Source organism: Bradyrhizobium sp. (assembly GCF_035935975.1).
Lineage (GTDB): Bacteria > Pseudomonadota > Alphaproteobacteria > Rhizobiales > Xanthobacteraceae > Bradyrhizobium.
Genome location: NZ_DASYWN010000053.1, coordinates 1 through 25,625, shown reverse-complemented (window position 1 = coordinate 25,625; position 25,625 = coordinate 1). Strand labels below are relative to the sequence as shown.

Annotated in this window: 18 protein-coding genes; 6 read left to right on the top strand and 12 right to left on the bottom strand. The window is 65.9% G+C overall.

The genetic code is table 11. The features are described from left to right. Nucleotides 1–10 precede the first annotated feature (10 nt). Nucleotides 11–2,725, top strand: coding sequence for a DUF2339 domain-containing protein (locus VGR99_RS32875; protein WP_326904109.1), 2,715 nt, complete (start codon nt 11–13; stop codon nt 2,723–2,725). Between the two features lie 3 nt (nt 2,726–2,728). Here the strand turns inward: VGR99_RS32875 and VGR99_RS32870 are convergent, their stop codons facing one another. The 7 genes from VGR99_RS32870 to VGR99_RS32840 all read right to left on the bottom strand — a co-directional run bounded on the left by VGR99_RS32870 (nt 2,729) and on the right by VGR99_RS32840 (nt 12,226). Beyond that, nucleotides 2,729–4,417 carry a methyl-accepting chemotaxis protein gene (locus tag VGR99_RS32870; protein WP_326904108.1) on the bottom strand — a complete coding sequence of 563 codons (1,689 nt, stop codon included), beginning with the start codon at nt 4,415–4,417 and terminating at the stop codon, nt 2,729–2,731. Between the two features lie 283 nt (nt 4,418–4,700). Next, nucleotides 4,701–6,671 (bottom strand): methyl-accepting chemotaxis protein, encoded by a 1,971-nt coding sequence (locus VGR99_RS32865; RefSeq protein ID WP_326904107.1) that lies wholly within the window; start codon nt 6,669–6,671, stop codon nt 4,701–4,703. A gap of 199 nt (nt 6,672–6,870) precedes the next feature. After that, a complete protein-coding gene (locus tag VGR99_RS32860) occupies nt 6,871–8,613 on the bottom strand; it encodes a HAMP domain-containing methyl-accepting chemotaxis protein (RefSeq protein ID WP_326904106.1) in 1,743 nt (580 codons plus the stop codon). Nucleotides 8,614–8,843: 230 nt separating this feature from the next. Then, nucleotides 8,844–9,077 (bottom strand): DUF6894 family protein, encoded by a 234-nt coding sequence (locus VGR99_RS32855; protein WP_326904105.1) that lies wholly within the window; start codon nt 9,075–9,077, stop codon nt 8,844–8,846. Between the two features lie 154 nt (nt 9,078–9,231). Next, a complete protein-coding gene (locus VGR99_RS32850; RefSeq protein WP_326904104.1) occupies nt 9,232–9,831 on the bottom strand; it encodes a hypothetical protein in 600 nt (199 codons plus the stop codon). Between the two features lie 113 nt (nt 9,832–9,944). After that, entirely contained in the window at nt 9,945–10,931 is a 987-nt protein-coding gene (locus VGR99_RS32845; RefSeq protein WP_326904103.1) for an MDR family oxidoreductase, read from the bottom strand. 41 nt (nt 10,932–10,972) lie between these two features. After that, on the bottom strand, nt 10,973–12,226 hold the full coding sequence (locus tag VGR99_RS32840) for an MFS transporter (protein WP_326904102.1): 1,254 nt from the start codon (nt 12,224–12,226) through the stop codon (nt 10,973–10,975). A gap of 337 nt (nt 12,227–12,563) precedes the next feature. Between VGR99_RS32840 and nadA the strand changes: the two genes are divergently transcribed. Genes nadA through nadC form a run of 3 tightly spaced genes read left to right on the top strand, consistent with a single transcriptional unit; the run spans nt 12,564 to nt 16,172 of the window. After that, entirely contained in the window at nt 12,564–13,667 is a 1,104-nt protein-coding gene (nadA, locus tag VGR99_RS32835; RefSeq protein ID WP_326904101.1) for a quinolinate synthase NadA, read from the top strand. A gap of 9 nt (nt 13,668–13,676) precedes the next feature. Further along, nucleotides 13,677–15,281 (top strand): L-aspartate oxidase, encoded by a 1,605-nt coding sequence (locus VGR99_RS32830; RefSeq protein WP_326904100.1) that lies wholly within the window; start codon nt 13,677–13,679, stop codon nt 15,279–15,281. Nucleotides 15,282–15,293: 12 nt separating this feature from the next. Next, nucleotides 15,294–16,172, top strand: coding sequence for a carboxylating nicotinate-nucleotide diphosphorylase (gene nadC, locus VGR99_RS32825; RefSeq protein ID WP_326904099.1), 879 nt, complete (start codon nt 15,294–15,296; stop codon nt 16,170–16,172). A 160-nt stretch (nt 16,173–16,332) separates the two neighbouring features. Here the strand turns inward: nadC and VGR99_RS32820 are convergent, their stop codons facing one another. Both VGR99_RS32820 and ppdK read right to left on the bottom strand, forming a co-directional pair. Further along, nucleotides 16,333–17,799, bottom strand: a complete 1,467-nt coding sequence (locus tag VGR99_RS32820) for a cell wall hydrolase (protein WP_326904098.1) — start codon at nt 17,797–17,799, stop codon at nt 16,333–16,335. Between the two features lie 514 nt (nt 17,800–18,313). Next, nucleotides 18,314–21,055 (bottom strand): pyruvate, phosphate dikinase, encoded by a 2,742-nt coding sequence (gene ppdK, locus VGR99_RS32815; RefSeq protein WP_326904097.1) that lies wholly within the window; start codon nt 21,053–21,055, stop codon nt 18,314–18,316. On the opposite strand from ppdK, the gene VGR99_RS32810 reads away from it, so the two are divergent. Then, the gene (locus VGR99_RS32810) at nt 21,048–21,365 is read left to right on the top strand and encodes a hypothetical protein (RefSeq protein ID WP_326904096.1); all 318 of its coding nucleotides are present in this window, start codon (nt 21,048–21,050) and stop codon (nt 21,363–21,365) included. The genes ppdK and VGR99_RS32810 overlap by 8 nt on opposite strands. Here VGR99_RS32810 and VGR99_RS32805 read toward each other — a convergent pair. Beyond that, nucleotides 21,362–21,517: a DUF3096 domain-containing protein gene (locus VGR99_RS32805; RefSeq protein ID WP_014497329.1), complete on the bottom strand. Its 156-nt coding sequence runs from the start codon at nt 21,515–21,517 to the stop codon at nt 21,362–21,364. The two genes, VGR99_RS32810 and VGR99_RS32805, sit on opposite strands and share 4 nt — an antisense overlap. A gap of 223 nt (nt 21,518–21,740) precedes the next feature. Here VGR99_RS32805 and VGR99_RS32800 point away from each other — a divergent pair, with 223 nt between their 5' ends. Beyond that, nucleotides 21,741–22,094, top strand: coding sequence for a DUF1236 domain-containing protein (locus VGR99_RS32800; RefSeq protein WP_326904095.1), 354 nt, complete (start codon nt 21,741–21,743; stop codon nt 22,092–22,094). A gap of 241 nt (nt 22,095–22,335) precedes the next feature. On the opposite strand, the gene glyS is transcribed toward VGR99_RS32800, so the two are convergent. Then, a complete protein-coding gene (gene glyS, locus VGR99_RS32795; RefSeq protein ID WP_326904094.1) occupies nt 22,336–24,435 on the bottom strand; it encodes a glycine--tRNA ligase subunit beta in 2,100 nt (699 codons plus the stop codon). Then, nucleotides 24,435–25,370, bottom strand: coding sequence for a glycine--tRNA ligase subunit alpha (locus VGR99_RS32790; protein ID WP_326904093.1), 936 nt, complete (start codon nt 25,368–25,370; stop codon nt 24,435–24,437). Before VGR99_RS32790 ends, glyS begins: the two co-directional genes overlap by 1 nt. Nucleotides 25,371–25,625: the final 255 nt, after the last annotated feature.

Genomic DNA, 25,625 nt, shown 5'->3' with positions numbered 1-25,625 from the left:
TGGAGGCTTCATGTTCGACGGCCCGTTCGACGTCTTTGCGCTGATCATTGCGATCGTCGCCTTCCTGGTCGCTATCAAGGCCTCGAGCCAAGCGGCCGAGCTGCGCCGCAAGCTGAACACGCTCGAAGAGATGTTTTACGCGCAGCGTCGGGTGCAGCCGCCGCCATTGGTGCCCGCGCAGGTGCAGGCCGAAGCAGCACCCGCAACGGCCGCGGCGGAGCCGCCGCCGCTTGCCCCGGAAGCGGAGCAGGCACCGCCTCCGCTCGTCACCGCAGAGGTTGCACCGCCGCCGCTCGAAGCGAGCAGCGAGGCCGCCGCACCTCCGCCACCGCCACCTTTGCCCACGCCAGCGCCCGGCTTCGAGGAGCGCCTCGGCACGCGCTGGGTGGTGTGGATCGGCGGCCTTGCACTCGCGCTCGGCGGCTTCTTCATGGTGCGCTATTCGATCGAGGCCGGCCTGCTCGGCCCCGGCGTGCGCGTGTTCCTCGGCGGCCTGTTCGCAGCCGCGCTGCTCGGCGCCGGCGAATGGTCGCGCCGCAAGGAGGACATCTCCAACATCCAGGCTCTGCCCATCGCCAACATCCCCGCGATCCTCACCGCGGCCGGAACGGCAGTGGCGTTCGCGACCATCTATGCCGCCTACGCGCTCTACGGCTTCCTCGTGCCCGCCACCGCCTTCGTGCTGCTCGGCATCGTTGCGATGAGCACGCTCGCCGCGGCACTTCTGCACGGACCTGCGCTCGCCGGCCTCGGCGTGGTCGGCGCCTTCGCAACGCCGATCCTCGTTTCCAGCGGCAAGCCGGATTATTGGGCGCTCTACATTTATCTCGCCATCGTCACCGCCGCGAGTTTTGGTCTCGCCCGGATCCGGCTGTGGCGCTGGCTCGCGGTGACCACCATCGCCTTTGCGGTGCTGTGGGTCTTCCCGGGCCTCGACACCGGCGATCTGCAGGTCGCGCCGCACGCCTTCCATGTCATCGCGGGCTTCGTGCTCGCCGCACTGCTGGTGGTCTGCGGCTTCATGTTCGGCCCGACCATCGAGGATGGCGAGATCGAGCCGGTGTCGTCGAGCTCGCTCGGCGCCTATCTGTTCGGCGCCATGCTGATCGTGCTGTCGAGCTCGCATGCGGATCTCGCGCTGATCGCTTACACGCTGCTGGTCGGCGGGACGCTGTTCGTCGCCTGGCGTGCGCCCGCGGCCACCGGCGCGCTCGGCGCGGCTGCGGCCACCGTCTTCATCGTGTTCGCCGAATGGGCGGTGCGCGCCAATCCCGATATGCTGGTGCTGCCGGGTGGCCCGATCCCGGGCGTCGGACCGGTCGCGACCGACGGCTCGGTGACGCTGCATCTGGTGATGGCCGCAGTCTTCGCCGCCGGCTTCGGCATCGCGGGCTTTTTCGCGCAGGGCCGATCGAGCTCGCCGATCATTCCCGTCGTGTGGTCAGCGGCGGCGGTCGCAACGCCGATCGCGACCCTCGTTGCGCTCTATGCGCGCATCGCCCATCTCGACCGCTCGATCCCGTTCGCGATCCTCGCGGTGCTGCTCGCCGCGGCCTTTGGCGCTGCGACCGAGGCCCTCAGCCGCCGCGAAGACCGGCCGGGCGCGCCGACCTCCATCGCGCTGTTCGCGACCGGCACGCTCGGCGCGCTCGCGCTGGCGCTGACGTTCGCGCTGGAGAAGGGCTGGCTCACCATTGCGCTGGCGCTGATGTCGCTCGGCACCGCCTGGATCTCGCTGCAGCGGCCGATCCCGGTGCTGCGCCGGCTCGCGGCCATCTTCGCTGCGATCGTCACCGCGCGCATCGCCTACGATCCGCGCATCGTCGGCGATGCCGTCGGCACCACGCCGATCTTCAACTGGCTGCTCTGGGGCTACGGCCTGCCGGCGGCCTCGTTCTGGGGCGCAAGCATCTTCCTGCGCCGCCGCGCGGACGATGCGCCGCTGCGCGTGGTCGAAGCGGCCGCGATCCTCTTCACCGCGCTGCTCGCCTTCGCTCAAATCCGCCACCTTGCGACCGGCGGCGACATGATTGCGGCGCCGTCGCTGCTCGAATGCGCGCTGCAGGTCTGCGTCTCGCTCGCGATGGCGATTGGGCTGGAGCGCCTGCGGCTGCGCAGCCGCAGCATCGTGCACAATGTCGGCGCGATCGTGCTCACCGCGATCGCCGGCATCATCAGCCTGTTTGGCCTCCTGATGCTGGAGAACCCGCTGATCTGGCACATCGATGTCGGCGGCGCCGTGTTCAACCTGCTGCTGCTCGGCTACGCGCTGCCGGCGGTGCTGATGCTGCTGCTCTCCTATGCCGTGGTCGGCGAGCGCGGCAAAGTCTACGCCAACACCATTGCGTGCGGCGCGCTGCTGTTCGCGCTCGTCTATGTCACGCTGACGATCCGCCGCTTCTATCACGGCCCGATCCTCTCGACGGGACCGACGACGGGCGCGGAGCAGTACACCTATTCGATCGGCTGGCTCGCCTTCGGCGTGGTGCTGCTCGGCGTCGGCATTCTGGTCAATTCGGAGCGGGCGCGGCTGGCGTCGGCCGCCGTGATCGCGCTGACGATCCTGAAGGCCTTCGTCATCGACATGTCGACGCTGACGGGCGTCTACCGCGCGCTGTCGTTCATGTGCCTCGGCGTCGTGCTGGTCGCGATCGGATGGCTCTACCAGCGCATCCTGTTCCGGCGGCAGGTGACGCCGCCGCCGGCTCCGCAGACGGGAAGTTGAAGATCAGGCCGCGCGGACCGAATCCAGGAACTGCGCGACCTCGACCTTGAGACGGGTGCTGTCGGTCGCCAGCGATTTTGCCGCGGACAGCACCTCGACCGAGGCCTCGCCGGTCTCGATCGCACCACGCTGCACGTCGGTGATGTTCGACGAGACTTCTTGCGTGCCGACCGAGGCCTGCTGGACGTTGCGCGAGATCTCCTGCGTGGCCGCGCCCTGCTCCTCGACCGCGGCCGCAATTGCCGAGGACACTTCGGACAGCCGCTCGATGGTGCCGCCGATCTCCTGGATCGCGCTGACGGATTCCTGCGTTGCCGCTTGAATGCCCGACACCTGCGCCCCGATCTCGCCGGTCGCCTTCGCGGTCTGCTCGGCCAGCGCCTTGACCTCGGATGCGACGACCGCGAAGCCGCGGCCGGCTTCGCCCGCGCGCGCCGCCTCGATGGTCGCGTTCAGTGCGAGCAGATTGGTCTGGCCCGCGATGGTGTTGATGAGCTCGACGACGTCGCCGATGCGCGAGGCCGCCTGCGACAGCGCGTTGACGCGCTCGTTGGTGCGCGCGGCCTGCTCGACGGCTTCCGCCGCCATCCGCGCCGAATCCTGCACGCGGCGGCTGATCTCGGTGATGGAGGACGACAGCTCCTCAGAGGCTGATGCCACGGCCTGGACGTTGGTGGAGGCTTCCTCTGAGGCCGCAGCAACCACGGTCGCGAGCTCCTGGCCGCGCTGCGCGGTGCCGGTCAGCGTCGTCGCGGACGCCTCGAGCTCGGTCGACGCCGCGGAGACGGTACCGACGACCTCGCCGATCATCGCCTCGAACTTGCGGGTGATGGCATCGACGCGGCGGCCGCGCTCGATCTTGGCTTCGGCATCGGCCGCGGCGGCCTGATCGGCTGCGCGCTTGGCGATCAGCGCCTCCTTGAAGATCTGCAGCGCATCCGCCATCGAGCCGATCTCGGTCTTCTCGCCGCGATGCGGCACGTCGGCCGAGAGATCGCCCTCGCCGAGCGACTGCATCGGCTTGATGATCGAGGCAATGCCGCGCGACACGTCGCGCACGAGATAATAGGCCGCGCCGATCGCGATCACGACCGAGAACACGATGATGCCGACCAGCACGCGGAAGATCATGGCGTAACTGTCAGCCGCCTGCTTCGTCTCCAGCTCGGCGCCGCGGTTGTTCATCTCGATGCCCTTCTGGAGCAACGGGTCGGCCGCCTGGGCCATCTTCGCGACCTTGGTCTGCAACAGCTCGTTGGCATCGGTCGGGAACTTGCCGGGGCTCTTGCGCGACAGCGCCATCACGTCCTGCACGCCGTTCAGGTAATCGGCCCACGCCTTGGTCCACTGCTGGTAGAGCGAGCGCTCTTCGGCTGAGGTGATCAGCGGCTCGTAGACCTTGCGGGTCTGGTCGATGCGCGCCTGCAACGAGGCGAGGCGCTTCTCGGCGGCCTCCTTGCCTTCAGCCGTGTCCTGCATCAGGTGCAGGCGCAGCGCGACGCGCAGCTCGTTGATGTCGGCGCGCAGCGAGCCGAGCGCGCGCACGCTCGGCAACCAGCTCTCCGCGATCTCGACCGTGTGCGAATTGATGTTCTGCATGGTGCCGATCGCGGTCACGCCGACGCCGGCGAGCGAGAGCACGAGGACCGACAACACGGTCAGAAGCTTGAAGACGATCGACAACTTCGACATCACGACAAATCCCGATGATACCAAGCAACGCACGAGTGATCGCGCCGCCATCGTCGCGACGGACGACAGGACGGAAGTCATTCCAACAATGCTGGCTGGTTCTTATCCGGTAAGATTGCGCACATAGTTGCAAACAGGCGTTAACAGGAACCTACGTGAAACTACGGAAATCGCTGTCGCCGTTGTTATGTGTTCCGCAACCATGTGTTGCAGCGCAGCGGACGTCGCGGAGCGCCATACCAGCACACCGCGATACGCGATTTGAGCGGACCGGCTGAGGTACTCAGGCCGCCCGCACCGACTCCAGGAAGCGCGCGACTTCGCTCTTCAGCCGGTTGCTCTCCTGCGACAGCGACTGTGCCGCCGAATGGACCTGCGCCGAAGCGGCGCCGGTCTCGCCGGCGCCACGCTGGACCTCGCCGATATTCGCCGAGACGTCCGAGGTGCCGTGAGCGGCGTGCTGGATGTTGCGGGAGATCTCCTGCGTCGCGGCGCCCTGCTCCTCCACCGCCGCGGCGATGGTCGAGGAGATCTCCGACATCTGTGCGATGGTGTCGCCGATCTCCTTGATCGCGCCGACCGAGTCCTGCGTGGCGGTCTGGATCGCGCCGATATGCTGACTGATCTCGCCGGTGGCCTTCGCAGTCTGGTCGGCGAGCGCCTTCACTTCGGTCGCAACCACCGCAAAGCCCTTGCCCGCTTCGCCCGCCCGCGCCGCCTCGATGGTTGCGTTCAGCGCCAGGAGGTTGGTCTGCGAGGCGATGGTGTTGATGAGTTCGACCACGTCTCCGATGCGGGAGGCGGCCTTGGTCAGTTCGGCAACACGCGCATTGGTGCGCTGGGCCTGCCCGACCGCGACGTCGGCGACACGCGCGGATGCCTGAACCTGACGGCTGATCTCGGTGATCGAGGAGGTCATCTCCTCGCTCGCCGAGGACACCGACTGCACGTTGGCGGAAGCCTCCTCCGAGGCTGCCGCCACGGCGGTCGCAAGCCCGTTGCCGCGCTCGGCGGCCTGCGTCAGCGTGTTGGAGGAGGCCTCGAGCTCGGTCGCCGCCGACGACACGGTCTCGATGATCTCGCCGACCGCGCCTTCGAACGTGTCGGCGAGACGCTTCATGTCGGCCTTGCGCTGCTCGCGCCCGCGCGCTTCGGCCTCGGCCTGCTCCGTACGCAGCCGCTCGGCCTCCGCCATGTTGGTCCTGAACACTTCGACGGCACCGGCCATCTCGCCGATCTCGTCGGTCCGCCCGATACCGGGAACGGAGATCGAGAGCTCGCCGCGCGCAAGCCGCGTCATCGCGCCGACCATGGCGGCGAGTGCCTTCGAGATCGAACGTCCGAGCAGGAAGCCGACCGCGGCGAGCACAACGACCGTGATGCCGAAGGCGGCCACCATCCAGAAGCGGACGGCGTCGCGGGTCGCAGCCTCCGCGGCATCGGCCTGCCTGTACATGGCATCGACGGCGGTCCGCACCTCGATCATCACAGGCTCGATCTCGCGAAAGGTCTTCATCATGGCGGCGTCGAGCGCCGCACTCTGCTGTGCGGTCTCGGCCCAGGCCGCGAACTCGAACTGGTATTTCTGCAGCTTGGCCGTGATGTCGGTCATCACCGCCGTCGGAACCGCGACGACCTCGATCGCCTTGGAGAATTCAACCGCGGCCTTCTTCGCCTCGGCGATGTATTTCGGGTCGCGCCGCAGCATGAAGTCCTTCTCGTGACGGCGCATCATCAGCATCCAGGTCGTCGTCCTGGGATCGTCGATCTCCTTCAGCTTGGCCTCGATGTCATGCACCGCACCGCGAAGCGAGCCGGAGAGGCCGAGCGTCTCGTTCAGCCCGAGCCTGGTCTCGGCCGCCACCAGCGCTGCGAAGTCCGAGGCGTAACGCTTGAAGCCGTCCTGGGCCTGCTTCATCTTGTCCGCCAGCGCGCGCATGCCGCCAGCCGCCATCAACCGCTCGACCTCGCCGAAATCGCGGTTGATCGGCCCGATCAGCTCGGCATGGGCCTTGGCGTAACTCTCGGTACGGCGCTGCTGAAAATTCTTCTCGTTGCGGCGGGCCTCCAGCATCTCGATCGAGAGCTGCTTGTCGAGATCGGCGATCGCTCGCGCCCGGTTGGCAACGTCGCGGGAGGCATCCTGAGACAAGCTGCCGATCTCGTAGATCGCTCCGAAGGCGACGAGACCGACGAGGCCGAAGAGCCCGATCGCCATCACCTTGTGGGTCAGGCGGATGGAAAGGCGGCTCATGGACGAGCTCCAAAGTGCTTGAGATGAAATGGCGAGGCGACAGCGAATCGTGCCGGGAAATTGAGCAGATGATGCCCGTTTCGCTTTTCTGGAAAGTTAACCGTGCATGCCATTCGTCACGGCATCGCAGCATGAATACGAACGGCCGTCGTGCACACCCGCACGACGGCCGTTCGAATTCGTGTCGGTAAGGCCGACGTCACGCCGCCCGCACCGTCTCCAGGAATCTTCCGACCTCGAGCTTGAGACGATCGCTGTCGCCCGACAGCATCTGCGCCGCGGACAGCACCTGCGAGGAGGCCGATCCGGTCTCGCTGGCGCCGCGCTGCACATCCGTGATGTTGGACGAGACCTGGTGCGTGCCTTGTGCGGCCTGCTGCACGTTGCGGGAGATTTCCTGCGTGGCCGCGCCCTGCTCTTCGACTGCGGCGGCGATGGTCGACGAGATCTCGGACAGCTTCTCGATGGTGTCGCTGATGTCCTTGATGGCGCCGACCGATTCCTGCGTTGCGGCCTGAATGCCCGAGATCTGCTGGCCGATCTCGCCGGTTGCCTTCGCCGTCTGCTCGGCGAGCGCCTTGACCTCGGAGGCGACGACCGCAAAGCCCTTGCCGGCCTCGCCGGCGCGCGCCGCCTCGATCGTCGCGTTGAGAGCGAGCAAATTGGTCTGGCCCGCAATGGTGTTGATCAGCTCGACGACGTCGCCGATGCGCGTCGCTGCCTTGGACAACTCGCTGACGCGTTCGGTCGTGGTGCGGGCCTGACCGACGGCCTCGCTCGCCACGCGCGCGGATTCCTGCACCTGACGGCTGATCTCGGTGATCGAGGACGACAGCTCCTCCGTGGCGGAGGCCACCGATTGCACGTTGGTGGAGGCTTCTTCCGAGGCGGCGGCAACCACGGTGGTGAGCTGCTGCGTGCGCTCCGCCGTCGAGGTCAGCGTCGTCGCGGATGCTTCGAGCTCGGTCGAGGCCGATGACACCGTGCCGACGATCTCGCCGACGGCGCCTTCGAAACTGTCGGCGAGCCTGCGCATCTCGGCCTTGCGCTGCTCGGCCGCGATCTGGTCCTGCCGCATCTTGGCTTCCGCTTCCTCGCGCGCCTTCTGCTCGGACACGATCTTGAATTTCTCGACGGCGCCGGCAACCTCGCCGACCTCGTCCTTGCGGCCGAGGCCCGGCAGCACCACCGAGAAGTCGCCACCGGCGAGCTTCTCCATCGCGACCGTCAACGCACGCATCGGCCGCGCAATGCTGAAGACGGAGAAGATGCACGCGCCGATCAGAACGAGCGCGACCAGCATGCCGGTGATGAACGACGTCCGCTCGACGGAGACGGCTTCGGCTTCCGCCTCGGCACGGGTCTCGATGGCCCTCTGCTTGGCAAATTCCGTGATCTTGTTGGTCAGCTCCGAGATCTCTTCGTTGATCGGAGCCAGAGTCTCCTTGCGGATGCGATCAACCTCGGCGGTCAGCTTGGCATATTGCCCCGCCGCTTCGCTGTCCTTCTTCCCTTCGAGTGCGAGCTCCTGCTTGCGGATCGCCTCGATCTGCAACTGGCCCTTGCTGAAATCACCGATCAGCACGGTGAGGCGATCGATCCGCTTGCGGTTCTCCGGTGATTGCGAGAGCTTCGCCATTTCGCCCGAAAATTTCGTGGCAGCCGTCAAACGGTCGTTGAAATAGGTGACGGCCTTTTGCATCTCGGCCGGCGAGGCAGACGTCAGGATGTCGCGAATGCCGATCTGCATGCCGCGAACCGAGGCCTTCGCTTCCGCCGCATTCTGCGCGATCGCCTGCTGTCCCGCCGCTCCGGTGCCAAGCCGCTGGACTTGGGCGCCGCCGCTCATCTGGAGGAAGATCATCAGCGCGACGAGGCCGATGGTGAGCGCGGAGGTAATGGCGAGCTTGGTACCAATTCGCAGGTTCTGAATAAACGACATCGAGCTAATCCCGGATACGCATTGTCGCGACGAAGCGCGTGAACATCCTGGGAAGGTTAGCCGCGAGATTCCTCATTAACGTTAAGTGCGAGCCGGAGCCGTTGGGTAGAAGTACGGAAATCGCTGCTCAAATCCGCAGACTTGCACACGTTTCACGCGCAAGCAGACGAGGCTTCGCGAATTAACAGACTTTGCGTTCGTTAACGCGCGCGCCGGTCCCGCGGGCAATGTCAGCACATCTTCTCGCCGACGAGGCTGACGCGGAAGACCGGCTTCCTGTCCTCGTCGAGCAGCTCCATGCTCCACTTGGCATTCGGCTTCATGTTGCGCGCGATGCTGCCGAGCAGATTGGCGCAGACCTCGGTCATCTCGGCCCAGGCGGCTGCGCGGTCCTCGAACTCGTAGGGCTGGTCGGCCGCACCGGAATAGCGACCGGTACTGATGCGAAAGAAGTACAGCGACATGGTAGAACCCTTGCGCCCCCCGGCCCTGGGCAAACTGGGACGCGAGTCGCTACCAACGCATGAAAGCCGCCGTCCGTAAGACTACGGCGCAGCGGCTTCGCGATCGATGAGGGCTTTCAATGACAGGATGCGCGAGCGGTCTCGCGCAGCCGGCTCACTGGGTGGAGCGGCGCAGCTCCAGCGGGGCCTCGCCCTTGGCAGGCTCTGATCTGGCTTCGGACTTCACCGGCTCGAGGCGGCCGCTGTCGACCCGCGGCGTCTCGACGCGCGCGGCAACTTCGGTGTTGGAGGCACCGACCGAGCCGGTGTGCTCCGACGAACGCAGCGAGCGCGGACGCGCCACGGCGCGCGCCATCAGCATCTGGTTGCCGCCCTGGTGGTGGAAGTCGCAATAGGCGAAGCCCATGCCGGAGACCGATCCGCGGAAGCTGCGGTCGTCGGTCTTTTCAAGGTTGAAACAGGGCTCGAACGGAATGCCCTTGATCGAGGCACAGACGTTCTGGCCGCGGATCTGGAGCGTGTTGCCGGGAAGACGGAGATGCTTCACCGGGCCCGAGCCCGAGAACTGCACCGCACCGGCGGCCCCCATGTCGTCGAGGATGCGGCCTGCGCCGCGGGTGCCGTCGAAACAGGTGAAGGCGAATACCTTGCCGGCGACGAAGCGGCGCGCCTCGTCGGCGTTCATGCTTCCAGCAATGGCCGGCGCAAACGTCGCTGCCGCCGTAACAGCCCCCAACACAATACGCGCAAGCATGCTCTACTCCGAACCAACCCCCGCAGCGGGCGATGCCTTATCTCTTTACCCGCTGCTTACCATACTAACCATGGCGACATTGAAGCAGGTTGGTTGGTAAAGTCTGAACGCCGTTAGAGAATTTTTACCACGATGCGGCCGCGGACCTGGCCGGCGAGGATTTTCGCGCCCCATTCCGGCACTTCGTCCAACGCGATTTCCTGAGTGATTTCAGATAGTTTCGTCCGATCCAGATCGGACGCCAGACGCTGCCAGGCAGCTTTTCGCGGCTCGATCGGGCACATCACGGAATCGATGCCGAGAAGGCACACTCCGCGCAAAATGAAGGGTGCGACCGAAGACGGCAGGTCCATGCCGGCCGCAAGACCGCACGCCGCGATCGCCCCGCCGTATTTCGTCATCGACAGGAGATTCGCCAGCGTGGTCGAGCCGACGCTGTCCACGCCGCCCGCCCAGCGCTCCTTGGCGAGGGGTTTTGCCGGCGCCGACAGCTCGTTGCGGTCGATCACCTCGGCCGCGCCGATCTCCTTCAGGTAATCCGCTTCCGCGGCACGGCCGGTCGAGGCGATGACGTGGTAACCGAGCTTGGACAGCACGGCGGTGGCGACCGAGCCAACGCCGCCGGCCGCGCCCGTCACCACGACGGGGCCGCTCTTCGGCGACAGGCCGTGCTTCTCCAGCGCCAGCACCGATAGCATTGCGGTGAAGCCGGCCGTGCCGATCGCCATGGCATCCCGCGTCGACAGTCCCTGCGGCAAGGCGACCAGCCAGTCGCCCTTCACCCGCGCCTTCTCGGCATAGGCGCCGAGATGGGTCTCACCCATGCCCCAGCCGGTGCAGACGACCTTGTCGCCCGCCTTCCACTGCGGATGCGAGGAGGCTTCGACCGTGCCGGCGAAATCGATGCCGGCGATCATCGGGAAGCGGCGCACCACCGGCGCCTTGCCGGTGAGCGCAAGGCCATCCTTGTAGTTCAGCGTCGACCATTCGACGCGGACGGTGACGTCGCCGTCCATCAGCTCGGCTTCGTCGAACTGCGTGAGCGCGGCGGTGGTGCCCTTGTCCGCCTTGTCGATCCGGATCGCCTTGAATGTGGCCACGACTGCACTCCCTGACTTGTTGGTCGGGATTGTTTAGCCGATCAGGCAGGCTGCGCAACCGCCCGATGAACCGGTTTCTCGACGATCGGAAGATTGATCAGCGCAGAGAGCACGCCGAACAGGATCGAGAGCCACCAGATCGGCGTGTAGGAACCGAACTTTTCGAACACAATGCCGCCGAGCCAGACGCCGAGGAAACCGCCGACCTGATGGCTGACGAAGGCAAAGCCATAGAGCGTGGCAAGCCAGCGCGTGCCGAACATCAACGCCACCAGAGCGGAGGTCGGCGGCACCGTCGACAGCCAGGTCAGGCCGGAGATGGCGCCAAACGCGATCGCCGAGAACGGTGTGATCGGGAACGAGATGAAGGCCAGCGTGGCCAGCGCGCGCGTGAAGTAGATGCTCGAGAGGATGTAGCGCTTGGGCAAGCTATTCTGGAGATAGCCGACGCTGAGCGATCCGATGATGTTGAACAGACCGATCGCCGCGATCACCCAGCCGCCGGTCTGCGTCGAGATGCCGCGATCGACCAGGAAGGCCGGCAGATGCACGGTGATGAAGGCGAGCTGGAAACCGCAGGTGAAGAAGCCGAGCACGAGCAGCACGTAGGAGCGATGGCCGAAGGCTTCGGCGAGCGCTTTCGTAAACGTCTGCTCGTCCGCGGGCGCCGCATTGGCCGTGGTCGTGACCCGCGGCGTCGAGAGCGCCAGCGACAGCGGGATGATCAGCAGCATCAGGAAGCCGAACACGGTGAGCGCCTGCTGCCAGCCGAAATTGTCGATCAGCGCGACGCCGATCGGCGCGAACAGGAACTGCCCGAACGAGCCCGCCGCCGTGCCGGCGCCGAGCGCGAGGCCGCGCTTCTCCGCCGGCAACAGCTTTGTGAACGCCGACAGCACCAGATTGAACGAGCAGCCGGCAAGGCCGAAGCCGACCATGACGCCCGCCCCCAAGTTGAGCGACAGCGGCGTCGAGGAATAGCGCATCAGCAAGAGACCGCCGGCATAGAGCAGCGCGCCGACGCACATCACGCGAAACAGGCCGAAGCGATCGGCGACAGCACCGGCGAGCGGCTGGCCCAGGCCCCACAACAGGTTCTGCACGGCGATGGCGAGACCGAACACGTCGCGGCCCCAGGCGAACTCATGGCTCATCGGCTGCACGAAGAAGCCGAGCGCCGAGCGCGGGCCGAAGCCGAGCATGCCGATGGCACAGCCGCAGAGAATGATGATCGCCGGCGTACGCCAGGAGGAGGAACGGGAAGCCGGACCGAGTTCGCCCACTTGCGTCGACATGGTGTTCCTCATCTGTCGTTGGCGGTCCGGAATAAGTCACCGCGAGTCAGCCGTTTAATGCAGATGCATGAAAACCCCAAGTCAAAAGTGATTGCGTTCCACGGAGAGCTATCGCGGGAGCATTGCATTTCAATGCGGCCTCGCCTGACGCGCGCCGGCGCGTCTTGACGGGAATGTGTGCGGCCGGGCCTAGCGGCGTCCTCCGTCGCGTGTTATCTTTGATTTACTCAGATTGAGTATATGTAAGCCCTGGCGAATCCACCGGCCCTCTCGGCCGGATTTCTCAGGACCCATATATACTCAAATAGAGCATAATTAGCATTCACGGGAGGCTTCCATGCCGATCACTGGACTTTACGGCCCCGACGACTTCGCAGGCCGGCCTCAGGGCCAAACCACCTCTCCTCGCGCCGCGCCGCCGCGACAGGGCACTTCGCTGCCGATGCCCTCGCTGGAATGGACGGCGGAGGTCGAACGCGCCACGGCCCCGCTCTACGCGCGCGTCAAGGACGTGATCCCGCCGATCGAGTGGCCGCTGATGGCGCCGACTATTCACGCCGTCAACGAGCTGAAGGCGGCGCGCGGCGCGGTGATCCTCGCGCACAATTACCAGGCGCCCGAGATCTTCCACTGCGTCGCCGACATCGGCGGCGACTCGCTCCAGCTCGCGGTCGAAGCCACCAAGGTGAAAGCAGGCATCATCGTCCAGTGCGGCGTGCACTTCATGGCGGAGACCTCGAAGCTGCTCAACCCGGACAAGACGGTGCTGATCCCGGACTCGCGCGCCGGCTGCTCGCTGGCCGCCAGCATCACAGGCGCGGACGTCCGCCTGCTCCGTGAAAAGTTTCCCGGCGTGCCCGTGGTCGCCTACGTCAACACTTCGGCGGAAGTGAAGGCCGAGGTCGACATCTGCTGCACCTCGTCGAATGCGGTGCAGGTGGTCGAGAGCCTCAACGCGCCGACCGTGATCTTCCTGCCCGACCGTTATCTCGCAACCTACGTCGCCTCGAAGACCAACGTGAAGATCATCGCCTGGAAAGGCGCCTGCGAAGTGCACGAGCGTTTCAAGGGCGAGGAGCTGCGCGCCTATCGCGAGGCCGATCCCTCCGTGCAGATCATCGCACATCCGGAATGTCCGCCGGACGTGCTGGCGGAGGCCGACTTCACCGGCTCGACCGCACACATGATCAACTGGGTGCGCGAACGGCGGCCGCGGCGCCTGGTGATGATCACGGAATGCTCGATGGCCGACAATGTCCGCGCCGAGCTGCCCGACGTCGAGATGCTGCGTCCCTGCAATCTCTGCCCGCACATGAAGCGCATCACGCTCGCCAACATCCTGGAGAGCCTGCTGACGCTCGGCGAGGAAGTCACGATCGATCCCGCGCTTGCCGAGCGCGCGCGCCGTTCGGTCGAGCGGATGATCAATCTGAAGAATTGAGAGCACACCATGCAAGACAACATCCACAACCTCACCCGCTCCACCGACGACGTCGTCATCGTCGGCGGCGGTCTCGCCGGATTATTCTGCGCGCTGAAGCTCGCGCCACGGCCGGTGACGCTGATATCGGCCGCACCGCTCGGACAGGGCGCGTCCTCCGCCTGGGCACAGGGCGGCATCGCAGCGGCGGTGGCCGAAGGCGATACGCCGGAAGCGCATGCCGCCGACACCATCGCGGTCGGCGGCGGCATCGTCGATGAAGCGGTCGCGCTCGGCATCGCGCGCGAGGCGGCGCCGCGGATCCACGATCTGCTCGCCTATGGCGTGCCGTTCGACCGCGACCTCGAAGGTCGGCTCGCCGTGGGACAGGAAGCCGCACATTCCGCACGCCGCATCGTGCATGTGCGCGGCGACGGTGCAGGCGCGGCGATCATCGCGGCCCTGGGCGAGGCCGTGCGCCGCACGCCGTCGATCCGGCTGATCGAAGGCTTTGTCGCCGAAGCGCTGCTGACCGAGGACGGCGCTGTCACCGGTCTTCAATTGCGCGAGGCCGGCAATCCCGCGGCACGGCCGGTCCTGCTCGCCTCGCGCACGGTCGTGCTTGCGACCGGCGGCCTCGGCCATCTCTATGCCGTCACCACCAATCCGTTCGAGGCCAGCGGCTCCGGCCTTGCCGTCGCGGCCCGCGCCGGCGCCGTGATCGCCGACCCCGAATTCGTGCAGTTCCACCCGACCGCCATCATGGTGGGGCGCGATCCGGCGCCGCTGGCGACGGAGGCGCTGCGCGGCGAAGGCGCGACGCTGATCAACGACAATGGCGAGCGCTTCATGCTCGCGCGCCATCCGCTTGCCGAACTCGCGCCGCGCGACATCGTGGCCCGTGGCGTGTTCGCCGAGATCGCCGCAGGACGCGGCGCCTTCCTCGACGCGCGAGAAGCACTGGGCGCGCGCTTTGCGGACAAATTCCCGACCGTGCATGCAAGCTGCATCGCCACCGGCATCGATCCGGCGACGCAAGCGATCCCGATCGCGCCGGCCGTGCACTACCACATGGGCGGCATCGCGGTCGACGCACGCGGCCGCAGCTCGATCGACGGACTCTGGGCCGGCGGCGAGGTGTCGTCCACCGGCGCGCACGGCGCCAACCGCCTCGCCTCCAATTCGCTGCTGGAGGCCGTGGTTTACGCCGCGCGGATCGCCGACGACATCGCCGGCCGCGCGATCCCCTCGCCGAGCCGCCTTCCCGACGCACTGGTGGCGCCGCGCGGGGGTATACCGGACGCAGCAAGCGTGAAGCAGCTACGTGCGATGATGAGCGCCAATGTCGGCGTGATCCGCGATGGCGACGGGCTTGCGGACGCCGTGCAAAACTTCGCCGCGCTCGAGCGCACGGCAGCGAACATCACCATCCGCAACATGGCGACAGCGGCCCTGCTCGTCGCCGCCGCGGCATGGAGCCGGCGCGAGAGCCGCGGCGCGCATTTCCGTTCCGATTATCCTGTGGAGCTGCCCGCGCTGGCGCAGCGAACGATGACGACGCTCACCGCGGCGCGCGAGGTCGCGGAGAGCTTGAGCGACCGCCTGCCGCGCCTTGCGCAACCCATGATCGCCTGACGGAGTTTTGTTATGATCACCTCAGCCTCCCTGCTCTATCCCGACGCCTTCCTGTCGCCGCTCGCGATCGACGAGGCCGTGCATCGCGCCCTCGACGAGGACCTCGGCCGCGCCGGCGACATCACCTCGCTCGCCACAATACCGGAAGCAACCAAGGCGCAGGCGATCCTCGTGGCACGGCAATCCGGCGTGATCGCCGGCCTGCCGCTGGCGCTGGCAACGCTGCAAAAGCTCTCAACCGACATCGAGGTCCGCGCCCATGTCCGCGACGCCGCACGCGTTGCCCGCGGCCAGCAGGTGCTGACGATCTCCGGGCCTGCCCGCGCGATCCTCACGGCCGAGCGGACCGCGCTGAACTTCGTCGGCCGGCTGTCGGGCATTGCGACGCTGACGGCCGACTACGTCGCGCACACCGAAGGCACGAAAATGCGGATCTGCTGCACGCGCAAGACCACGCCGGGACTGCGGGCGCTGGAGAAATACGCGGTACGTTGCGGCGGCGGCTTCAACCATCGCTTCGGGCTCGACGATGCGATCCTGATCAAGGACAACCACATCGCGGTCGCCGGCGGCATCCGCCCGGTGCTGGAGCGCGCCCGCACCCATGCCGGCCATCTCGTCAAGATCGAGATCGAGGTCGATACGCTGCCGCAATTGCGCGAGGTGCTCGACACCGGCCTTGCCGACGCTGTGCTGCTCGACAACATGGATCTTGCGACGTTGCGCGAGGCGGTACGGATCAACGAGGGGCGCCTCAAGCTGGAAGCGTCCGGCGGCGTCACGCTGGACTCGATCGCCGCGATCGCGGCGACCGGCGTCGATTATGCTTCGGCTGGGGCACTTACGCATTCGGCGCCGAACTTTGATTGCGCGCTAGATATCGAGGCGTGAGCTGAGAACCAGCTCGGCCTCGTGGTTCGAGACGCGCCGCAAGCGGCGCTCCTCACCATGAGGGTCGAAGATTTCGACGCGGAACGGAAGCTCATCCTGAGGAGCCCGCCAACGGCGGGCGTCTCGAAGGATGGCCGCAAGCGCCGAGAGTTACGGCAAACTACCTCCGCTCGGTCGCGCCCAGCTCGGCGGAGCTCTTAGCTTCCTGCGCGAGCTCGGCCGACAGCGCGGCGGTTTGTGCCGGGGTGCCCCAGCTCGGCTCCTCGCTGCCGTCGCCCCAGGCGCGCGGGCGGTAGAAGGTGTGCACGCCGGTCTTGTACATCTTCTTCATCTCGGCGACCCAGGACGGGCGCACCCAATAGGCGTGGTAATGCGTGGACTTGCCGACTTCCGGCAGCCAGATCTGGCCGTCGAGCGTCGCCTTCGAGATCTTCTTGGCGCGGTCCCACATTTCGGGCTCGCGGATCACGTCGGGATTGTTGTCGCAGGCGAAGGTGAACTGGCAGGCGAAGTGGCGATACTTGTTCTGATAGACCACGCCGCACACGGTGTCAGGGTATTTGCCTGAGAACACGCGGTTCATCACCACCTGCGCCACCGCCATCTGGCCGCGCACGGCCTCGCCGCGGGATTCGAAATAGACCGCCTCGGCGAGACACTTTTCCGACTTCACGCGCGCCTTGTCGTCGAGCGCGAGCCGCTCCGCCGGCGACTTGGCGCGCTGGTTGTCGGCGTTGACCTCGCCCTTCGGCGCGACGCTCTCGCCGCTTTCGATATCCTTGGCGATCTCCGCCGTCGGCGGCGTCAGCGAGGCCGTCACCTTCATGTCGGGGTCGGCCATCACGATCAGCGGCTCGGCGCCGGGCTGCCAGCTCTCGATGCTTTCGACATTGCCGCCGAGCGAGGAACTGCCGAAGAACAGGTTCGAGGTCTTGACGCTGAAAGGATCGCGCGCGGGCGCGGCCGGCGCGGTGGCCCGCTTCAGCGCCTCGAGCGGCTGCACCGCAAACGAGCGCGCGACGTCGCTGGCCTGCGGCGGATTGGAATATTGCGGCAGCGGCGGCGCGCGCAGCGCTTCGGCAAGCTCCGGGTCGAGCGCGGCCGCGGACTCTGGCGACATGGCTTGTGACATGGCTTGGGGTAACGCGGCGGTCTTGGCACCGAACACCGAGCTGTTCGACGTCGCGGGATCTTCCTGCGCGGGCACTGAAGCCGGTGCGGCCGTCTCGGGCGCCAGCGCGGGCGTCACGGTTGCGAGGCGGTCACCCTTCAGCGAGCGATCGACCTTGGGGAAATCCGCGGCCTGATAGCGCGGTGGCGCCTGGAGCGCCGGATTGCGGGCAATCGCGCCGGTGACGTCGCGGCCATCGAGGCTTGCGAGGCGAACCATCGCGCTCTGCGGAACCGAGGTGCCGATGGGGCGGGAAAAACTGTAGGTGGCGAGCTGGATCGAGGACGCCGCGGAATAGACCTGCTTCTGCCAGCGCTCGGCGACGCCGGGCTGACGCGCCAGCAGAGAAGCAATGTCCTGATAGCCGGTCTCTCTGGGCATCAATGCGAAGATGCAGAGACCGATTCCGAAGGACGCGAACCGCGCGCCCTTCGGATGGTTACGCAACACTGACATCAACACGCTCACGCTACGCTTACGCTCGTCAGATCGAACTCAGTACGTCCGTGCAATTCGATCTTTATTGTCAGTATCTAATTTAGGTTGCCGGGGCGTTAACCGGCGTTGCGCGCGCGGCACACTCAAGCGAACACAGGTGTTTTCACGGAGCGATGCTGCGCGTTGGTAAATGCCGCGTCGCGAGAAGCGGTAAACGAACGGTCAATGCGTATGGTGAAGGAACTCTTGACGGCGCGTATCATTATGGGACGCGCGGTGAGTTCCGTTGCGCGACGCTTCGACATGGTTGGTGTCATGCCCCGCGAAGGCGGGCGATGAGAACGAGTGTGTGGCAAGGCCGTCCCGCAGTCTCGTCATTGCGAGCGTAGCGAAGCAATCCAGAGTCTTTCCGCAGAGGCAGTCTGGATTGCTTCGCTGCGCTCGCAATGACGGCGTGGATGCAGTCCCGCCCAAAATGAAAGAGGCGGGGGTTTTGGCCCCGCCTCTTCGCATTCAACATTTCAACTCGCGCTTACGCCTGGCTCGCAACCGCCTTGCCGAGTGCGGCTTGCGCGGCGGCAAGCCGCGCGATCGGCACGCGGTAGGGCGAGCAGGAGACGTAGTCGAGGCCGATGTTGTGGCAGAAGGCGACTGAGGCGGGATCGCCGCCGTGCTCGCCGCAGATGCCGACCTTGAGCTTCGGGCGCGTCTTGCGACCGCGGGCGACGCCGATCTTGACGAGCTCGCCGACGCCTTCCTGGTCGAGCGCGACGAAGGGATCGACCGAAAGGATACCCTTCGTCACGTAGGGACCGAGGAAGCTCGCCGCGTCGTCGCGGCTGATGCCGTAGGTGGTCTGCGTGAGGTCGTTGGTGCCGAACGAGAAGAACTCGGCGCTCTCCGCGATCTCGGCTGCAAGCAGACAAGCGCGCGGCAGCTCGATCATGGTGCCGACCTGATAGGCGATCTTGGTGTTGTTGTCGCGCATCACCGCCTTCGCGGTGGCGTCGATGCGTGCCTTGACGAGATCGAGCTCCATCTTGGTCGCGATCAGCGGCACCATCACCTCGAGGCCGACGGCCTTGCCGGTGCGCTTCTCGGCCTCAACCGCCGCCTCGAAGATCGCGCGGGCCTGCATCTCGGCGATTTCAGGGTAGGCGATCGCGATACGGCAGCCGCGGAAGCCGAGCATCGGATTGAACTCCGAGAGCTCGCGCGCGCGGTCAGCCAAGCGCCGCGGATCGGTGTTCATGGCACGCGCCACCTCCTCGACCTCGGCATGGGTGTGCGGCAGGAACTCGTGCAGTGGCGGATCAAGCAGACGGATCGTGACGGGCAGGCCCTTCATGATCTCGAACAGCTCGACGAAGTCGGCGCGCTGCATCGGCAGCAGCTTTGCCAGCGCGGCGCGGCGGGACTGCTCGTCCTCGGAGAGGATCATCTCGCGCACCGTACGGATGCGCGTCTCCTCGAAGAACATGTGCTCGGTGCGGCAGAGGCCGATGCCTTCGGCGCCGAACTTGATCGCGGTGCGCGCATCGTCCGGCGTGTCGCCGTTGACGCGGACGCCGATCTTGCGGACCTGGTCGGCCCAGTTCATCAGCGTGCCGAACTCGCCGGAGAGCTCCGGCTCGATCATCGGCATGCGGCCGGCGAGCACCTGGCCGAGCGAGCCGTCGATGGTGATGACGTCACCCGTCTTGAAGGTGCGCGAGCCGATGCTCATGGTGCCGCGGCCGTAATCGACGCGGATCGTGCCGCAGCCGGAGACGCAAGGCTTGCCCATGCCGCGCGCCACCACCGCCGCATGCGAGGTCATGCCGCCGCGGGTGGTCAAGATGCCTTCGGCGGCATGCATGCCGTGGATGTCTTCCGGGCTGGTTTCGATGCGGACCAGGATGACCTTGCGTCCGTCGCCCTGGAGCTTGGCCGCCTCATCCGACGAGAACACGATCTCGCCGGAGGCCGCACCGGGCGAAGCCGGCAGGCCGGTCGCGATCACGTCGCGCTTGGCGTTGGGATCGATGGTCGGATGCAGCAGCTGATCGAGCGATGCCGGATCGATCCGCGTCACCGCTTCCTTCTTGGTGATCAGGCCTTCATTGGCGAGTTCGACCGCGATGCGCAGCGCCGCCTTCGCGGTACGCTTGCCGCCGCGGGTCTGCAGCATCCACAGCTTGCCCTGCTCGACCGTGAACTCCATGTCCTGCATGTCGCGGTAGTGCTTCTCGAGCAGCGTGTAGATCCGCGTCAGCTCCTTGAAGGCCTCCGGCATCGCCGCTTCCATCGACGCCTTGTCGGAGCCCGACTCCTTGCGCGCTTCCTCGGTGATGTCCTGCGGCGTGCGGATGCCCGCCACCACGTCCTCGCCCTGCGCGTTGATCAGGAACTCGCCGTAGAGCTTGCTCTCGCCGGTCGAGGGGTTGCGCGTGAACGCAACGCCGGTCGCCGAGGTCTCGCCCATGTTGCCGAACACCATGGCCTGCACGTTGACCGCGGTGCCCCAGGACTCCGGAATGTCGTGCAGCTTGCGGTAGGTCACCGCGCGCGCGTTCATCCAGGATGAGAACACCGCACCGATCGCGCCCCAGAGCTGGTCGTGCGGATCCTGCGGGAAGTCCTTGCCGGTCTCGCGCGCAACGGCGTCCTTGTACTTGCCGACCAGTTCGACCCAGTCCTCGGCGGACAGGTCGGTGTCGAGCGTGTAGCCCTGGCTGTCCTTGAAGGTGTCGAGGATTTCCTCGAAGTGATGATGCTCGAAGCCGAGCACCACGTCCGAATACATGGTGATGAAGCGGCGATAGCTGTCATAGGCGAAGCGGCGGTCGCCCGACAGTTCCGACAGCGCTTCCACGGTCTCGTCGTTGAGGCCGAGATTGAGCACGGTGTCCATCATGCCCGGCATCGAGGCGCGCGCGCCGGAGCGCACGGAGACCAGCAGCGGGTTCTTGGTGTCGCCGAACACCTTGCCGGTCAACTTGCCGACATGGTCGAGCGCCTTCTCAACCTGCGACTGCAATTCCTTCGGGTAGGACTTGTCGTGGGCGTAGAAGTAGGTGCAGACCGAGGTCGGGATGGTGAAGCCGGGAGGCACCGGCAGGCCGAGATTGGCCATCTCGGCGAGGTTGGCGCCCTTGCCGCCGAGCAGGTCGCGCATCTCCGTGCGGCCCTCGGCCTTGCCGTCGCCGAATGTGTAGACCCATTTGCCGGCCTTGGCCGTGACCGGTGCCGCCTTGGCCGGGGCCGCCTTCTTCGGGGCAACCGGCTTGGTCACAGCCTTTGCAGCAACCTTGGCAGCGGGCTTTGCAGCCGGCCTGGCGGGGGCCTTCGCAGCGGGCTTTACGGCAGCCTTTGCAGCAGCTTTGGCGACCGGCTTAGGGGCGCTTTTGGCCAGCGCCTTGCGGGCCGGCGGCGCGGCCTTTGCGGCGGCAGAGGACTTTGATTTCGCTGGAGTTTTATTAGGCTTCGAGGCGGCTTTGGCCATAGCTTGCACACAACCTGCGAGAGGAATGGGAAATCGCGCGCCTTACACCACTTTGAGCAGGCCCGCGCAAGTCGAAGAGTTCCGGAAAATGAAGGCCTAGAGATGGAGCCACTTCAACAATCCAAGCCCGATCGCACCATTTATGATGAGAAAAATCGCAACGATCAGGTTCAGCAGGCGCGGCATGATCAGAATCAGCACACCCGCCAGCAGCGACAAGAGCGGCGAGATGTGAGCGACGGTGATGTGCATGAATTGTCTTTCCGTGGTGTGAGGCGAATCGCGGCCGGATCATACCGGACCGGGTTCCGCGGGTAGAGACGCATAGGCCGCCGCGCGGGTTCCCGGCTTCGCGAAAACTGCCCGAAATTGCCGCGTATGCGGCAGGGCTTTTCCCGGAACATTGCCATGACGCATGCATTGGCAACCGGTCGCGCCATTGGCGCCGGCTAAAATCACTTCGAAGGAGTTGCCTATGCGGAACAGGATTCTCGCCCTCGCAGCGCTTGGCGTCGCGCTCGGCTCGCCGATCGCGGCGTCCGCGCAATCCGGTATCACGGTTGGGCGCGCGCCCGTCGTCGTCGATAGCGGCCCGACCATAACGGTCGAGCAGCGGCCGGCTTTCCGTGACTATGTCGTCGAACAGCGTGTGCCGGCCTTCAGAATTCCGGATCGCGTGGTGGTCGGTGCCACCTTACCCGAGACCGGCATCACCTATTATGACGTACCGCAACGTTTCGGCACCACCACCTATCGCTACACCGTCGTGAACGGCGAGACCGTGCTGGTCGAGCCGCGCTCACGGCGCATCGTCGAGGTGATGGACTAGCCCCTCGTTTGACGCGTTTTCTTCTCGCGAACGGGTGCCCGCTTCGCCTGAAAACGCCGTCGTTCAACTCGATGTCCGGCGCGTCACATCAATCAGGCTGACGCGTGAAGCTTGTCTCGGACATCAGGCCCCGCCCCGGTCTTCCCCCCGCCGGGCGGGGCTTTTTTGTTGAGCGGTCATTCCGGGGCGGTGCGCAGCACCGAACCCGGAATGACAGCGCTGTTTGTCGCGCCAGCGCGCCTCAATCCTGGATCTTCGAGAAATCCGCCACCGCACGCGTCGCGCTGCGGATCTCGTTCAGCAGCTTCAGCCGGTTCTCGCGCACCTTGGCATCGTCGTCGTTGACGCGAACCTTGTCGAAGAACGCATCGACCGGCGGGCGCAGCTTTGCCATCGCGCTCATGGCAGCGGCAAAGTCCTCCTTGGCGACGGCGGTGCTCGCCTCCGCCTTCACCTCGCCGATCGCCTTCGCCAGCGCCTTCTCCTCGCCGAGGCTGTAGAGCGCGGCATCGGGCGCACCGTCGAAGGTCCGCTTGTCCTTCTTCTCCTCGATCGAGAGGATGTTGCTGGCGCGCTTGGTGCCGGCGAGCAGGTTCTTGCCGTCGTCGCTGTCGAGGAACTTTCCGAGCGCCTCGACGCGGCGGACGATCATGAGGAGATCGTCCTGGCCGCCGAGCGCGAACACGGCGTCGACGAGATCGTGACGTGCGCCCTGATCGCGGAGCTGCACCTTGAGGCGATCGGCGAAGAAGGCGAGCAGATCGCTCGGGAGCTTCTGCGCGTCGGCCGGCTTCACCGACAGGCCGGCGAGCGCCGACGCCGCCACCTTCATAAGCGACAGACGCAGCGCGTTCTCGGCGATCAAACGAATGATGCCCAATGCCGCACGACGCAGCGCATACGGGTCTTTCGATCCCGTCGGCTTCTCGTCGATGGCCCAGAAGCCGACGAGCGTGTCGATCTTGTCCGCAAGCGCAACCGCAACGCTGACCGGATCGGTCGGCACGCGATCGGTCGGGCCTTGCGGCTTGTAGTGCTCCTCGCACGCGGCGGCGACGGAGGCGTCCTCGCCCTGCGCCAGCGCGTAGTATTTGCCCATCAGGCCCTGCACCTCAGGGAACTCGCCGACGACCTCGGTCAGCAAATCGGCCTTCGCCAGATGCGCGGCGCGCGTCGCCTTGGCGACATCGGCGCCGACCAGCGGCGCGATCTCCGCGGCGAGACGCTCGATGCGCTTGATGCGCGCAGCCTGCGTGCCGAGCTTCTCGTGGAACACGATCTGCTCGAATTTCGGCAGGCGATCCTCGAGCTTGGTCTTCAGGTCCGTCTCGTAAAAGAACTTCGCATCCGACAGGCGCGGACGGATCACGCGCTCGTTGCCTGATACGATGACCTTGCCGCCGTCGGTCGCCTCGATATTGGCGGTGAGGACGAACTTGTTGGTCAGCTGCCCGGTCTTGGGATCCTTGACGACAAAGCACTTCTGGTTGTTGCGGATGGTGGCGCGGATCACCTCGTCGGGGATCGCCAGATATTCCGCCTCGAACGATCCCATCATCACAACGGGCCATTCGACGAGGCCCGAGACCTCGTCGAGCAGCACCTGGTCCTCGACCAGCTCGAAGCCTTGCGCAAACGTCAATTCCTTGGCGTCGGCAAAGATGATGTCCTTGCGCGCCTGCGGATCGAGGATGACCTTTGCCGCCTTCAGCTTCGCTTCGTAATCTTCGAAGCGGCGCACGGAAATCGCGGCCGGTGCCATGAAGCGGTGGCCGTAGGTGGTCTGGCCGGTCTCGATGCCATCCACCGAAAACTTCACGACATCGGGATCTTCCGTCTCGGGCCCGAAGGTCGCGGTGATCGCGTGCAGCGGACGCACCCAGCTCAGCGAGCCCGGTTTTCCGGAGCGCGCGCCCCAGCGCATCGATTTCGGCCAGGGGAAAGTGCGGATGATGACGGGCAGGATTTCCGCCAGCACGTCGATCGCGTCGCGGCCGGGCTTTTCGATCAGGCCGATGTAGAAATCACCCTTGGGATCGCGCTGGATCTTGGCCTCGTCCAGCGACTTCAGACCTGTCGCTTTCAGAAAGCCCTGCACGGCCGCATCGGGCGCACCCACTTTCGGGCCACGGCGTTCGGTCTTGAGATCAGGCTGACGCGCGGGAATACCGTGCACGGTGAGCGCAAGGCGGCGCGGCGTCGCGAAGGCTTTCGCGCCCTCGTAGACGAGGCCTTCGGCAACGAGCTTGTCGGTGACCAGGCGGCGCAGATCGTCGGCTGCCTTGGCCTGCATGCGCGCGGGAATCTCTTCCGAGAACAGTTCAAGCAAAAGTTCGGGCATCAGGCCGCTCCGCCCGCTTCAGTGTGGATCCAGGCCTCGCCGCAGGCTTTTGCCAATTCGCGCACACGCAAGATGTAGCTCTGCCGCTCCGTCACCGAGATCACGCCGCGCGCATCCAGGAGGTTGAAGACGTGGCTCGCCTTGATGCACTGGTCATAGGCCGGCAGCGCCATCAGGTGCGCTTCGCGCTTGCCGTCCTTCCAGCCGGCGTCGAGATATTTCCGGCAGGCCGCTTCGGCCATCTTGAACTGCTCGAACAGCATCGCGGTGTCGGCAACTTCGAAGTTGTGCTTCGAATATTCCCGTTCGGCCTGCAGGAACACGTCGCCATAGGTGACCTTGGCGTCACCCTCGCGGCCGTTGAAGTTGAGGTCGTAGACGCGGTCGACGCCCTGCACATACATCGCGAGGCGCTCGAGCCCGTAGGTGAGCTCGCCCGCAACCGGCGCGCATTCGAAGCCGGCGACCTGCTGGAAATAGGTGAACTGGCTGACTTCCATGCCGTCGCACCAGCACTCCCAGCCGAGACCCCAGGCGCCGAGCGTCGGGCTCTCCCAGTCGTCCTCGACGAAGCGGATGTCGTGCAGGGCGGAATCGATGCCGATCGCGGCGAGCGACTTCAGATACAGCTCCTGAAGGTTCGGCGGCGACGGCTTCATGATCACCTGGAACTGGTAATAGTGCTGCATCCGGTTCGGATTCTCGCCGTAGCGGCCGTCCTTGGGCCGGCGCGAGGGCTGCACATAGGCGGCGTTCCAGGGCTTTGGCCCGAGCGCGCGCAGCGTCGTCGCCGGATGGAAGGTACCTGCGCCCATCTCCATGTCGTAGGGCTGCAGGATCACGCAGCCCTGCTCGGCCCAGAATCGCTGGAGCGCGAGGATAAAACCCTGGAACGAGCGTTCCGGGCGCATATGGGCGGGCAATGAGGCGTCCATCGTCAGATCAGGCTCTCGCGGGGGTTTTGAATCGCGCGGGACCGTATCGACGGCGGGGGTGGGAATCAAGGCAAAGGGGACGGATTCGGGCTCAACTGCACGCCGGCAGGGGCGGTGCCGTAGCAACCATTAAACGCCGAGGAGTTTTTCGGTCCACGGCGTGCCTCGTTGCAGGACGGTATTGGCATAGATCAGGAGCTTTCGCGCGCAGGCGATGAGAGCGGCGTTGTGGGCCTTTCCGGCTGCCGTGAGGCG

Excerpts from the sequence above, each read along its gene's own strand:
- nadA (WP_326904101.1), top strand. The coding sequence starts at position 12,564 with ATGCCGATCACTGGACTTTACGGCCCCGACGACTTCGCAGGCCGGCCT.
- VGR99_RS32790 (WP_326904093.1), bottom strand. The coding sequence starts at position 25,370 with ATGGACGCCTCATTGCCCGCCCATATGCGCCCGGAACGCTCGTTCCAG.
- glyS (WP_326904094.1), bottom strand. The coding sequence starts at position 24,435 with ATGCCCGAACTTTTGCTTGAACTGTTCTCGGAAGAGATTCCCGCGCGC.
- VGR99_RS32820 (WP_326904098.1), bottom strand. The coding sequence starts at position 17,799 with ATGTCAGTGTTGCGTAACCATCCGAAGGGCGCGCGGTTCGCGTCCTTC.
- VGR99_RS32800 (WP_326904095.1), top strand. The coding sequence starts at position 21,741 with ATGCGGAACAGGATTCTCGCCCTCGCAGCGCTTGGCGTCGCGCTCGGC.
- VGR99_RS32875 (WP_326904109.1), top strand. The coding sequence starts at position 11 with ATGTTCGACGGCCCGTTCGACGTCTTTGCGCTGATCATTGCGATCGTC.
- VGR99_RS32855 (WP_326904105.1), bottom strand. The coding sequence starts at position 9,077 with ATGTCGCTGTACTTCTTTCGCATCAGTACCGGTCGCTATTCCGGTGCG.
- VGR99_RS32840 (WP_326904102.1), bottom strand. The coding sequence starts at position 12,226 with ATGTCGACGCAAGTGGGCGAACTCGGTCCGGCTTCCCGTTCCTCCTCC.
- VGR99_RS32850 (WP_326904104.1), bottom strand. The coding sequence starts at position 9,831 with ATGCTTGCGCGTATTGTGTTGGGGGCTGTTACGGCGGCAGCGACGTTT.
- VGR99_RS32865 (WP_326904107.1), bottom strand. The coding sequence starts at position 6,671 with ATGAGCCGCCTTTCCATCCGCCTGACCCACAAGGTGATGGCGATCGGG.
- nadC (WP_326904099.1), top strand. The coding sequence starts at position 15,294 with ATGATCACCTCAGCCTCCCTGCTCTATCCCGACGCCTTCCTGTCGCCG.
- VGR99_RS32830 (WP_326904100.1), top strand. The coding sequence starts at position 13,677 with ATGCAAGACAACATCCACAACCTCACCCGCTCCACCGACGACGTCGTC.
- VGR99_RS32805 (WP_014497329.1), bottom strand. The coding sequence starts at position 21,517 with ATGCACATCACCGTCGCTCACATCTCGCCGCTCTTGTCGCTGCTGGCG.
- VGR99_RS32860 (WP_326904106.1), bottom strand. The coding sequence starts at position 8,613 with ATGTCGTTTATTCAGAACCTGCGAATTGGTACCAAGCTCGCCATTACC.
- VGR99_RS32870 (WP_326904108.1), bottom strand. The coding sequence starts at position 4,417 with ATGTCGAAGTTGTCGATCGTCTTCAAGCTTCTGACCGTGTTGTCGGTC.